This window comes from Streptococcus sp. 3874, from assembly GCF_013276425.1.
Lineage (GTDB): Bacteria > Bacillota > Bacilli > Lactobacillales > Streptococcaceae > Streptococcus > Streptococcus pseudopneumoniae.
In genome coordinates this window covers 1-13,531 of the sequence record NZ_VMLA01000052.1, presented here as the reverse complement: position 1 = coordinate 13,531, position 13,531 = coordinate 1, and the positions used below count along the sequence as shown (strand labels likewise).

General features: G+C 44.0%; 7 protein-coding genes. 1 reads left to right on the top strand and 6 read right to left on the bottom strand.

Annotated elements, in window-relative coordinates; genetic code table 11:
• Nucleotides 1-125: 125 nt before the first annotated feature.
• The 5 genes from HT703_RS05730 to HT703_RS05710 form a co-directional block, all read right to left on the bottom strand.
• A complete protein-coding gene (locus tag HT703_RS05730; RefSeq protein ID WP_238375687.1) occupies nucleotides 126-452 on the bottom strand; it encodes a plasmid pRiA4b ORF-3 family protein in 327 nt (108 codons plus the stop codon).
• Between the two features lie 298 nt (nucleotides 453-750).
• Entirely contained in the window at nucleotides 751-2,631 is a 1,881-nt protein-coding gene (locus HT703_RS05725) for a beta-N-acetylhexosaminidase (protein WP_172929970.1), read from the bottom strand.
• The gene (locus HT703_RS05720; RefSeq protein ID WP_172929971.1) at nucleotides 2,625-3,494 is read right to left on the bottom strand and encodes an ROK family protein; all 870 of its coding nucleotides are present in this window, start codon (nucleotides 3,492-3,494) and stop codon (nucleotides 2,625-2,627) included. Before HT703_RS05720 ends, HT703_RS05725 begins: the two co-directional genes overlap by 7 nt.
• Nucleotides 3,495-3,577: 83 nt before the next feature.
• Complete coding sequence (locus HT703_RS05715) at nucleotides 3,578-6,223, bottom strand: alpha-mannosidase (RefSeq protein ID WP_054392877.1); 2,646 nt, start codon at nucleotides 6,221-6,223, stop codon at nucleotides 3,578-3,580.
• Between the two features lie 212 nt (nucleotides 6,224-6,435).
• Complete coding sequence (locus HT703_RS05710; RefSeq protein ID WP_172929969.1) at nucleotides 6,436-7,716, bottom strand: glycoside hydrolase family 125 protein; 1,281 nt, start codon at nucleotides 7,714-7,716, stop codon at nucleotides 6,436-6,438.
• Between the two features lie 170 nt (nucleotides 7,717-7,886).
• On the opposite strand from HT703_RS05710, the gene HT703_RS05705 reads away from it, so the two are divergent.
• Entirely contained in the window at nucleotides 7,887-9,983 is a 2,097-nt protein-coding gene (locus HT703_RS05705) for a GH92 family glycosyl hydrolase (protein WP_172921804.1), read from the top strand.
• 112 nt (nucleotides 9,984-10,095) lie between these two features.
• Here the strand turns inward: HT703_RS05705 and HT703_RS05700 are convergent.
• The coding region (locus tag HT703_RS05700) for a DUF1542 domain-containing protein (protein ID WP_172929968.1) at nucleotides 10,096-13,531 on the bottom strand (3,436 nt) is incomplete at its 5' end.

Here is a 13,531-nt window from a genome sequence, read left to right as displayed (position 1 = left end):
TGCTCTTTGATTTTCATTGAGTATTAAAAAACTCTCTTATCTGAAACCATCACAAAAAAACAATTGAAATATTAAGCCTACACAGACTGATTCCAATTGTTTTTTAGATTGTTTAACAATCAATTTTACCATTCTTCATAGTCAAAACCATCATAATCTGGATATTGTTCTGGCGGCGTTCCAACCGAACGTACGAGATAAGCTTCTTCGCCCTCTGTCTCGATTTCTCTCAGCACTTGGCATTCAAAACGCCATTCATCACCGAAGTCGAAAATAAACTTAAATGTTTGTTTGACACTTAGGGTATCCAGATAGACATTTTCTGTGTAACGTTCTTCAACATCATCACTAACAAAGCTAAGAAAGTAAGAATCTGCATGACTCCACGCAACATTATCCATGAAAAATGCATGAGCATGATCATTTGCAAAATCAAAACTCCATAAAATCACATCTGCTAGTTCTACTAACGTTTTTGTTTTTGGAATTTGTATATGTCGGTAGCAACCTTTTTAAAATTTGACGAAAATGACCCAGGCTTCTACAGATGCTGGCTTTTCAGCTTCTATTTCTTGTTTTACTAATTTTAAGTGTACCACAATACCTCTAAGTGCTAATCGATAGAATTGCTCTTAGGAAACATTCCCTTTCTGCTATTCTATCATAAGTTTGTCTAACTGTGGCATTTGAAACTAGATAATTCTTCTGTTTCACGCGAAACACCCTGCGCCAGGCAAGGTGTTCTTGTTTTTAAGTTGTATAAATCGTTGAAGCTGTCGCAATAGTATGCCATTGGTTAGCTGTTGTGGCTGCGAAGCCCTTGTCTGCGTAGAAGTCGTTAAATGGCAAGATTCCTACTTCCAGCTCATCGATGTGGTCAATCTGACCAGCCAGATAAGCCTCGATACGGCTTTCTGCTCGCTTGATGCGTTGCAAGAGTCCGCCCATACGGATATCAACTGTATCCAAACCAAAGACCTTGTTTTCTTTCAGCCATTGGTGGCTAAAGAGCGCATGGAAGTGCTCAATTTGGCTTCTGAGTTCTGGTAATTCTTGTCTTGCGATTTCTTGCAGACTTTCCTTATCATCCGCTTGATAGGCTTGACGAATGCGTCGTCCCACATCTACTTTGCTACTTAAAATCTGGTTCAACTGAGCCTGAGTTTCAAAGAGGTAAGAGTAAGCACCAGCTTTTTCTTTGATTTCAGCAAGGGTCTCAGCTGCCTGAGCAAAGTGTGGTTTGTCCTGTTCAGGTGTCATGTGTCGGTCAAGGATCGGACAGAGGACATCCTGATAAAAGACATAGCGGTTAGGATTGATGCCACTGAGATTGCCTGGCAGGTCTGGCAAGAGGTTGGCAAGGTCAATCTGCATAAAATCTTCAACCGATAGACCAGTATTGGTCTGAAAGTGAGCAGACAAACGGTCTAGGTCATTGCGATAGCTTAGTTCGGCCCAAATTTGCAAGCTTGGGAGAATAGAAAACTGGGCTGTTTCCCCACCATTGTCTCCCCAACCAGTCACGATGACTTCTTTGATGTCATTGGCACGACAGGCTTTATTGGCCTCAATAGCCACTAGACGGCTGAAATGGTTGTGAGGCGTAAAACCAATCCACTTCCAAGCTCCACCTGCAAAGGCAAGGTCATGACTAATCTTATGATGATTGCGGAAGTTGCGATTGTATTTTTCCTCGCTATCCTGATAATAGTCCCAGTAAACCAAGGTCACACGGTCTTTGAGACGGTCTAGGTAGACACGAGTGTCTTCTGGAATTTCCACATCACGGTCGTACTGGCCATCTGCTGACATAAGTTTAAAGAACATATCGCTCCACATCTGGCAGTGGAAACCATATTTATCAGCAATATCCAGCACGCGCTCCAAGTGTTGACACATTAGGAGACTACGATCCACAACACCGTTCAATATCAAATAACGTCCCAAGCCAACCAAGTGGGCTTCGTCCATCCCGATATTGACCTTGCGAGTTTGTAGTTTAGACAGGGTGGCAAACATACCATCAATCAGGTCATAAACCTTTTCTTCGCCAATGAGGAGAATGTCCTCTACATCACGGAGTTCCTGCACTTCCTTGACACCCCATTTGACAAAGGCTGACAAGTGGGCCAAGGTCTGAATGCAAGGCACAAAGGTCATGTCAAACTGCTGGGCATAGGCTTCGATTTCCTGCAACTCCTCAGCCGAATAAGCCCCGCGGAAATAGCCAAAGTAAGGCTGCCCTTCAATCTGGTAGGTGTCTTCCATGTAAGGCTCAAAGGTTGAGTAGCCCATGAGAGCCAAGACCTCAATCATCTGCTTGGCAGAAGCCACATTCAGCACCGCATTTCGAGAACAGTCAGCCATGTAGGCTAAATCTTCATAAGCTACCTGCTCCTCAATCTCTACTTTGTCAGCTTCTACTAGAGCTGTTACCAACAAGGACAAGGCACGATAAAGTTGGTGAGGTTTGCGGTAGGTCAATTGATAGTGACCATCCTCACCCTTGATAGAGATGGAGGCTTGGTCAGATTGAGCGACAGCTACCTCTACATCTGGTAGCGGAATGTGCTTTTTTAATACTTCAATAGCTTGCGCTTGTTTGGGATGAAGCCCTGTAAATCTTACCATTGCTTTTCCTCCTGTAACCAGTTGACAAGGGCACCGTAGAGATTGGCATCTGCATGATAGGTGCAGGCTTGGATAAGAGGTGCGACCGTGTATTCTTCGTAGGTATCGACAAAGTCTTCAACAGCTTCCTTGACACCTTGGATAAAATCTGGATTTTGACTGATAGAGCCTCCCAGACTAATGACATCTGGATCGATCAGATACTGGATATTAAGCAAGCCTTGCGCCAGATTACGGTTCATGCGCTCAATGGCTTCTTGGCAAAGGTCATTTCCTGCTGCGGCCTCTTGGTAAATCTTGCGACCGTCCCAATCAGTCTGACCAGATTTTTCAATCACGTATCGTACCATATTCCCAGTTGACGCTAGTTGCGACCAGTTGTTGAGCTTTTCAGCAGGGGCAAGGGTTGTCATGTAGCCAAATTCTCCACCCAGACCGTGGCGACCTCGATGAAGTCTACCATTGATCATCATGGCTCCGCCAATCCCTGTCCCAATCACGACACAGGCTGCATTTTCAAGTTCTGGATGAGCCAGCAATTCACTGAGTCCAACGCAGTTGGCATCATTTTCCAGATGGACAGGTAGTTGATGATGAGCAAGCGCCTCATACCACGAAAAGCCGTGGATATAAGGGACGGCACTGAAGCCATCAATCACACCTGTCTCTTGATTGACCGCGCCTGGAACGCTCATAGCAATCCCGCTATAATCCTGCTCTGACAAGCGCTGGTCTAGCCAAGCTAGTAAATCCTCCAAACTTTCAGGCGTTGGAATGCTTGTCTTATCCAATATTTTCCCATCAGGAGTCAGACTGGCAAACTTAATTCCAGTCCCTCCGATATCAATCGTTGCAATAGTCATTGTTTTTACCATAAAAAGGGGCGAATCAGCAGTTAGTTCTTACCTTTTCGCCCCTCCTTTCTTTTTATGTTTACTTTTTGAAATTAAATTTCTTCTTTTTTAATCAATTCTGTACGAATTTCTTGTGGTGAAATGAAGCCTCTATGAACTGGGTATGGTCGTTCAAGTAGGTCAAGGAAGAGATGTTGACTTTCTGGTACATGCACATTTTCACTACACATATTGTAGTAGCGAAGGACATAGCCTTCTTCATTTTCAGCTACCTTAAAGGCTGTTGGACAGATTTGCGGTATGCTGAGAACAGAATGGCTCAAGAGACTACCAGTCGCAGCCACGCTTCCTTCTTGTTTAGCAAGCTGAAGGCTGGTAAATGGTGTCTGAAAGGCTTTAGCACGACGATAGGCTGAGAAGCGTTCTTGGGCTTGGTGGCATTCAAGCGCAAACTCGACTTCAAACTCACGCAAACACTGAGCTTCTGGTGTTGGGAAGTAACCCCAGTCACCTAGCTCACCTGATGCACGCAAAATAGTCACGGCAATGGTGTCGTCTCCAAGGATTTCATATTCATTCAATCCCTTGTTAGATACAGTCACCCCTTTTTCATCGTCATACAGACTAACAAAGGCTTGTTGGTGTTGAGGATTTTCAGGATTTTCCCATGAAGCAGCTGGTTTGTTTGGTCGTTTCACCACCTCATAGATGCTTTCAGAATCATTGCTTGGACGCGTGTTATGAGTCTTGACCAAGAGACGGATACGGTGGTCTTTGGCAGTGTTGGTAAAGCGAGTCTTGCAACGGATTTGTGGATTATCAACGAAGATAGTCATCTCAGTTTCCAGAGGAATGTTTGTCAATTCTTCTGACCGTCCAGCTTCACGCTTCATAAACTCGATGATACCTTTTTGCTCTTCTTCTAGCTTTTCATCTGCACTGACAGGCACGGTCAATTCATGTTTGAGCAAAATCTTAGCGTAGCGAGCTGTGTTTTCCAAGACCTCGTAGCCCTTAAGCTCTGCATAGATTGGCTCTGTTCCTTTTGGTTGGAAATAGATATACTCGTTTCCGATGTCCCCACGATCTTCAAAGCGGATAAAATCTTCGTAGGCTTCGTGAGTTGTCTTGTCATAAACTGTGATGTTGTCATCCACACTCACCGTTACGAATGGTGTATCAATCACTCCGTTTTGGTAAATACCCTCACGGTGTTCTTGTTCTCCTTCCAGCAATTGGAAAGTTGTCCAAGAAAGCGGTGCTAGGTGAACTGGAATGGTCACGCGCACTTGGCGAGCGATACGAGCTTGGCGAAACTTGTCTTTTGGTAAATCGTACTCAAAATTAGCCCCAAGATCTTCGATTTTAGCCTCTACAGGACGCCCATCCAAATCCTCCACACGGTAGCTTGGCAATGTAAGAGCAGCCATCTTCTTGTAGCCTTCCGTTGGGTGTAATTCCTTGAAATCACAAGTCGCAACATCAATCACTGTGCTGACAGTATCAACCTTATCATGCAAGCCTGTGTTAATGACAGTAAAGAGATAATCACTTTGAGCCTTAGCTGTAGCGATTTTACCCTTCCACTCGTTGAGAAGATTGGTCTTAACAAAGGTTCCGACTTGGTTAACCTTGGCAAAACGAGTTTCCATCTCACGGTGAACTTCGTCCACGCTACAGCCACAGATACTATCATGGGGCGCGTTCTGCAAAAGTGTTTTCCAAGCATAGGTCAACTGGTCCTTGTGGTTGTGGCCACCCGTAATAATCGTCAAGGGTTCTACAACTTGCTCTAGGAGGTTGCTATTTTCTTGGAAGGCTTGTTTGAGATAAATACGAGATGAAGAAGTATTGGCAAGTGTGTACCAGCCGTCTGTTTCCTGACTGGTCAACTCGCCTGTCACCGTTGATAAGTGTTCAGGAAGCGCACCTTCCACAGCTTGGACATATTCATCAAAGGAACTGTGAACAAAGGTTACATCTGGGAAGAGTTCATTTGCCACACGAATGGCTTCGCTCAGATTTTTCTGTACAGGCTGGTGATCACAGCCGTTCATCATCAACCACTGGTTGGTCGAAGCGTAGGCACGCACATCTGACAATTTTTGTTTCCAGAAGGTCAAGGCCTCATCTTTATCAACTGGGATTTCATTCCCATTACTGTACCAGTTGGCAAAGAGAATTCCGAGGACACGACTTCCGTCCGCACCCTGCCAGTACATTTCTGAAAACTGAGAAGTAAACTGCTCATCTTCGAGGACTTGGTTATCAAAACCAATCGGTTTCACACCACGACCAAAGGCTGCCACGTGAATGCCTGATTTTTGAAGAATTTGAGGCGCTTGTCCCATATTTCCAAAGGTATCTGGGAAGTAACCAATCTGGGTTGATTTGCCCCATTTGGCAGCTTCTTGCTGACCAATAAGAGTATTGCGGACATTGGCTTCACTTGAAATCAAGTAATCATCCTGCAAAATGTAAAAGGGACCAATTTTCAATTTTCCTTCGTCAATGTAGCGTTGAATCTTGTCACGATTTTCAGGGCGAATTTGCAAGTAGTCGTCGAGGACAATGGTTTGTCCATCTAAATGGAAACTCTTAAACTCAGGGTCATTTTCAAAGAGATCAAAGAGATTGTCAAACAATTCCACCAACTGCATACGATGGCTTTCAAAAGGCAAGTACCACTCACGGTCCCAGTGACTATGTGAGATAATATGTACGACAACATTTTCCATGAAGTAAAACCTCATTCTAAATTTAAATTTTTATTGTTAACGTTTTAAATGTAAATTTGTGATTCTTTCCAAGAATCAGTTGCGCTAATACTCAATGAAAATCAAAGTGCAAACTAGGAAGCTAGCCATAGGCTGCTCAAAACACTGCTTTGAGGTTGCAGATAAAGCTGACGTAGTTTGAAGAGATTTTCGAAGAATATAAATCACGCTCCTTAGCGGATATCCAAGTAATCCAAGACCAATTCACAGAACATCATGTTGGCCCAAGAGAACCATTCACGAGAGTAGAGAGTTGGGTCATCCACGTGGAAGCTTTCATGCATAAGACCTGTACCGCCATCGCAAGCAACCAGCTGATCCAGCAAGAATTTTTTCTCTGCCTTATCTCTTGTTGTCAAGCCTTGGATAGAAAGGGCGATTGGCCAGATATAGCGATAGAAGGTATGAGAACTGCCGAGACCGCTTGCGTATTCTCCTTGGTAGAAATATGGATTTTCAGGGCTCAGAATGGTACGGCGAGTAGCTTGATACACTTCATCATCGACCGAACAGTAGCCCAGATAGGGCGCAGCTAGTAGACTTGGTACGTTTGGATCATCCATAATGCTGGCATTTCCTAGGCCATCCACTTCAAAGGCATAAATCTTTTCACCCTTACTGTTGGTGGTGTAAGCGTAGTTTTCGATTCCTTCTTGGATTTCATCCTGAAGACGCTTAGCGTCTGTGATAACACTCTGGCTATCAGCTAGGTTTAATGCTGCAAAGATTTCTTGCACATACCCCAAAACAACAACTGCAAACATATTTGACGGAATCAAGTAACTATACTGGCAGCAATCATCACTCGGACGAAAGGCTGACCAGGTCATGCCTGTCACTGCAAAATCAGGTCCAAAGCCATCATTTACCAAGGTGTCTTCCTTGCGGTCCGTATCTCGGACAAAACGATAAGGAGAGTTCTTGTGGTCTTGTTCCACCGTCCAAAGATGGAGAATTTCCTTAGTCGCTGCGACAAAAGTCTCATCAAACTGACTAGTCTCGCCAGTCTCTTTCCAGAGGAGATAAGCCAACTGCAAAGGATAGCAAAGCGAGTCCACCTCATACTTGCGTTCCCAAATCCAGCCATTAAGGTCTGTGTGGTCAGTCTCATGGTGCCCCTTCCAGTTTTCCTCAATGTTGAAGGAATTGGCATAAGGATCCTTGAGTACCAAGGTCATCTGACGTTTGACCAAACCTGCAATGGTCTGACGCAGGAGAGTATCTCTTTTAGCCACATGCAAGTAGGGTCTGAGTTGGGCTGTCGAATCCCGAAGCCACATAGCAGGAATATCTCCTGTGAGTACAAAGGTTGAACCGTCTTCTAGGATTTCAACCGTATTGTCCAAGGTATCTGTGTAGCAACGCTCGAAAACATCCACCCACTCTGGATGGTCCTTAGCCCGCTCTGCCACTTCATCTAGCCATTCTCTAACAATTTCTTTCGAATAAATCATCGTGCAGTATCCTCTTTCAAACAAGTTTCATTTTCAGTATATAGCTTTTGAGACAGAAAATACATACACAAATGATAGTCATTTTTCTACAAAATTGCTTTCTTTTGAACCCCATATCTAAAGGCTCTATTTTTCTGATATAATGTAGAAAAACAGCTAAAGGAAAGACTATGAAACCACTACTTGAAACCATCGATACCCGCTTTGGTACTGCCAGCAAGCATGCCTTTTCTCGGGGAAATACCCTGCCATACACAGGCCTTCCTTTTGGGATGAATTACTTTGTACCCCAGACCAGTGACCAGGATGGATTTTGGTTTTTCGATCCGCATCTGCCTATCTTTCAGGGGATTCGATTAACCCACCAGCCCAGCCCTTGGATTGGCGACTACTCTTGGCTCCTTCTGACACCTGTCACAGGCCAGCTAGGTGGAGACAGCCTCTTCCATCGTCAGTCTTCCTATGATATGGATAAGGCTTCTTTCCAACCTCATTATCTGAAGATTTTCTCCCTGCGCTATCAGATTGAAATCCAGCTCACACCGACTTGCTACGGTGCTTCTATTCGTTTGGAGCAAAAGCAAGGCAAAGCCCTCTCCCTCTATCTTCACGCAGCAGATAAACTGACAGTAGAGCAGGTAGATAAGCGAACTCTTGCCCTGCGACAAGAAGGAAAAACTGAAACCAACAAAAATCCACTAACGATGTTCACAGCCCTGCAAATGAATACGGATATCCTTGCTATCAGCCAAGAAGGGGGAGACTGGCGAATCGACCTGGCAGATAGTCATGCTGAAATTCAGCTAGCGACTTCTTTCATCTCTCACTCTCAGGCTCTGCTTAATCTACCTCAAGAAGATTTTGATAACTGTAAAACAAATGCCCAAGCGGATTGGAAAAATCTCCTCCATCGTTTTGACGTTATAGAGACAGGAGAGACTGACCGAACCTTCTTTGACCACTGTCTCTACAGACTCTTCCTCTTTCCTCAGACTTTTTATGAGGTTGATGAATCAGGGCAAGCCATCCATATGGATCTGGCTACTGGAACTGTCAAGCCTGGTGTCCTCTTTAGCAACAATGGTTTCTGGGATACCTTCCGCACCACCTTCCCCCTCTTTGCCCTTATCATACCAGAGTATTATCGTTTCTTTTTAGAAGGTTTTCTCAATAGCTACCGCGATACTGGTTTCCTTCCAAAATGGCTGGCTCCAGATGAACGTGGCATGATGCCAGGTACACTTTTAGACGGCATTATCGCAGATAGCGCCTGCAAGGACATGGCTCCTGACTTAGAAGAAGAACTCCTTCAAGCCATGCTCGAAACAGCCAGCAAGTCCGACCCTCTCGGCATCAATGGTCGTCACGGACTAGCCCAATACCAAGAACTTGGCTACCTCTCTACCGACCACCACGAAAGCGTCAGCCACACCCTAGACTATGCCTATAGCGACTTTTGTATCGCCAGCTGTGCCAAAAAACTAGGTCAGAATGACATCGCGGAAATCTATAGGACTGCTTCACAAAATTACCGCCATCTATTTGACGCTGAAACAGGATACATGCGAGCGCGAGACAATCAAGGCAACTTCCGCCCTGACTTCTCTCCCTATAGTTGGGGACGTGATTATGCCGAATGTTCAGCCATCCAAGCGACTTTAGGCGTTCTCCACGACATCCCAGACTTAATCCAGCTTATGGGTGGAAAAGAAGCCTTCAGCAACTATCTTTTGAAAACCTGTCAAGATGCTCCCCTCTTTGAGACAACAGGCTATGGTTACGAGATTCACGAAATGAGCGAGATGGCTACCGCTCCTTTTGGACAAGTCGCTATTTCCAACCAACCGAGCTTCCACATTCCTTATCTCTTCCGTTACAGCAACTACCCTGACTACACTGCCCTTCTTATCAAGACGCTCCGTCAGAAAGCCTTTCACCCAAGTTGGCAAGCCTATCCTGGCGATGAAGACAATGGCAGTCTCTCTGCTTGGTACATCTGGTCAGCTCTCGGATTTTATCCTACCTGTCCAGGAAAATCAAGCTATGATCTCGGAATCCCTCTCTTTGACCATCTACGACTCTACCTAGCTAAAGAAGGTAAATGGCTGGATATTCATACGGAGCAAAACCACAACCATTTTAACTTTGTCAAAGAATGCCGACTGGACAAGACCCCAGTGTCTAGCATCCAACACCAAGACCTCCTAAAAGCTGAGCAGTTAACCTTCACCCTCAGCTGGTTACCAAATCAGCCGTCCACTTCCTGAAATGCAAAAATCTCCTAGCAGGCTTTCCTGCTAGGAGATTTTCTTATGAGAGGTACTTGTTAAGCTTTGAAAATCGGACTTATCATCTGATAATTATCAAATAATCTACCAATTAAGCTTCTTCGTCTTCTTTACGACGACGACCTGCAAGACCAAGACCAAGTAAGGCACTTGCGGCAGCTGCTACCATAGCTACAGTAGAATCTGCTGTACCTGTATTTGGCAACTCTTTAGCGACTGTACGCACGTTTGTTGCTGCTTGGTTGGCATTTGCTGCTTGAGCTGGAACTACAGCTGGTGTTTGAGCAGCTTGGTCATTAGCTGGACTTGCATGATTAGTTGCTGGAGAAACTTTCGCCAGGAAGTCTTCGATACGTTTAACCGTTGCAGCCACATCTGCCTGAGTTGCATCTGCATTGGCAAATACTTTCTTAGCATCCGCTGATAATGCGTTCGCTGCTTTTGCAGTTTCTGCATCAAGCTTAGTTGATTCTTGGATGATTAGTCCATCTAACTGACGAATAGCATCTGCTAACTTAGCTTTATCCACTTTTGCTTCAGTGTTAGTAGCTCCGTTATTTTGAGCTGAAGGAGCTTGTTTAAAGATAGCTTCAGCGGTAATTGCTAAAACTTTGCCATCTTTAGTTACAACAGTTGCATTGCCTGCCTTGTCAAAGAGAACATCTACTACATCAGCATTTGCTGCTTTAATCTTAGCTTTTGCAGCTTCTTTTTCTGAATCTGTTAAGTTAGTAAAGTCTGCTACTGTTTCTTTTTCAAAGTCAAGGTTGATGTTATCTCCGCTATTCTTAGCTGTTACATCACTTTCTGTTTTCACTAATTGGTCTTTTGCAATCGATACTGTATTTCCATCTAGTGTTACTGTGGCGTTACCTTTATCGTCTACTACTACAGTCGCTCCTGAATTGACGGCTTCAATTGCTTTCTTAACTGCTGCTTTTTCATCTTCCGTTAAGTTATCTTTGTTTCCAACTAATGTACGGAATGCTGGTGTTTTCACTTTAGCAGTCTTAGCTTCGTCAGCTAGGTTTCCAGCTGGGATTACTAGGTCTAAAGCTGGAATATTCAGAACTGTACCATCAGCTTTAGTTACTGTTGCATTACCTTTATCGTCTACTACTACAGTTGAACCTGGGTTGACTGCTTTAACCTTCTCTTCGATAGCTTTCTTCTCTTCTGGAGTTAAGGCATCTGGATCTGCTACTACAGTTTTAGCTGCTGGTGTATTGACATCATTGCCTGCATTTTCTTTAGTAATATCATCTTGTGTTTTCACTAAATCAGTGGCTGGAATGACCGCTGTCTTACCTTCTGGTGTTGTAACTGTAGCATTACCCTTATCGTCTACTACTACAGTTGAGCCTGGGTTGACTGCTTTAACCTTCTCTTCGATAGCTTTCTTCTCAGCCTCTGTCAACTTGTCTAGGTTCGCTGCTACAGTTTTAGCTGCTGGTGTATTGACATCATTGCCTGCATTTGGTTTAGCCGCATCTGCTGCTGACTTCGTCAAGTCTGTTGCTGGAATAACGGCTGTCTTACCTTCTGGTGTTGTGACTGTGGCATTTCCTTTATCGTCCACTACTACAGTCGCTCCTGGGTTAACTGCTTTAACCTTTTCTTCAATAGCTTTCTTCTCTGCAACTGTCAACTTGTCTGAGTTCGCTACAACCGTCTTATCCGCCGGCTTAACGATGTCGTTGCCTGCGTTTGGTTTAGTTGCGTCTTCCGGTGATTTGAATAAATCTTTCCATGGAATTGTTGCCACAGTTCCATCATTTAAAGTAACAGTAGCGTTACCTTTATCATCAAATTTAACAGATTTAGCCTCAGGATTGAGTTTTCTTAATTTTTCTTCTACTTTGGCTTGTGCAGCTGAATCAGTCGGTTCACCAACCACTTTATCTGCTGGTTTAACAATTTCACCATTTCCTGCGTCAGATTTAGCTGTATCTTCCTTAGTTCTCACTAACTCAGTTGATGGAATCGTTGCAGTCTGACCTTCTGGTGTAGACACTGAAACAGTTCCGTCTGCATCGAGTAGCACAATAGAATTTGGATTTACAGACTTAACAGCAGCAATAATTTGAGCTTTTTCTGACTCTGTCAACATCGATTTATCCTTGATGATAACTTTATCAAGTGGTTTGTTAATATCGTTTCCACCTTTACCATTATCTAGATTCTCCAACGTTTTCACCAGATCAGTTGGATTAATGATTCCCTTATCACCATTTGCTGTAGTAACTTCAATATTTCCAGCGTCGTTATATTTAACCTCTTTGGCTGTTGGGTTCACTTTCTTCACTTCTTCTAAGATTTTAGCTTTTTCCTCAGCTTTTAGGTTGGCTGGATCATTAACTAGCACTTTATCAATTGGTCTGTTAATATCCCCAACTGCTCTAATTGCCGATTTATCTGCGTCTTGAATCTTATTAACATCTGCTTCTTTATTCGCAGCATCTACTAATTTCTTAGCTTCGGCTGCTATTTGATCTGCTTTATCTTTAAGATTCTCTTTCGCTTTAGGAGATAAGTCAGTACGCGCGTCAATCTCTTCTTTCTTCGCTTTTGTTTGCTCATCAATGGCTTTACGAGCATTTGGTTTATCTTCTACAACAGGTAAAACTTTCCCTATTTCAGCATTTGCATCATCTTGAAGTTTCTTAACCTCTGAATCTGTTGTAGCAATATCAATTGCTTGCTTAGCTTCTTTGGCTAAGGCTGTCGCTTTTTCAGCAGCTTCAGCTTTTTCTTCATCCGTAGCATCTGGTGTGTTTTCAATGGCTTTTAGTTGTTCAGCTAGCTTATCATCAATAGCTTTCTTGGCTGCAGCTTTAGTTGTTGTTTCTGGATTCACAGCTTTAATCGCTGCTACACCGTGTTCCTTAGCACTATCTACTGCTCCTTGAACCTTCCTTGATTCCTCTGGTGTTGTGGTTACATCTGGTTGAGCATCAATGGCCTGGTTCGCTTCGGCTGCTTTCGCTTGAGCTTCTTTCTTAGCTGCATCTTTTTCTTCAGCTGTTAGATCTTGACGGGCATCGATTTCTGCTTCTTTCTTAGCTAATTCATCTGCCACTGCTTTCTTAGCAGCATCTTTGGCTACTGGATTCACAGCACCAACTGCAGACTCACCGGCTTCTTTGGCTTTAGCTACTTCTGCATCACTTGTTGCGGCTGCTACTGCTGCCTTAGCCTTGTCTGCTTCTGCCTTAGCCTTGTCTTTAGCAGCTTTCTTCTCTGCATCTGTCAAGTCTGTACGCTCATCAATGGCCTTGTTCTTAGCAGCAAGAGCGTCATCAATGGCTTTGTCAGCGGCTTCTTTAGCAGTTGTTTCTGGATTCACAGCTTTAATCGCTTCTACACCTTGTGTCTTAGCGGCTTCTACTTTATCTTGAGCTGCTTTGGCTTCTTCTGGTGTTGCGGCTACATCTGGTTGAGCATCGATGGCTTGGTTCGCTTCAGCTGCTTTCGCTTGAGCTTCTTTCTTAGCTGCATCTTTTTCTTCAGCTGTTAGATCTTGACGG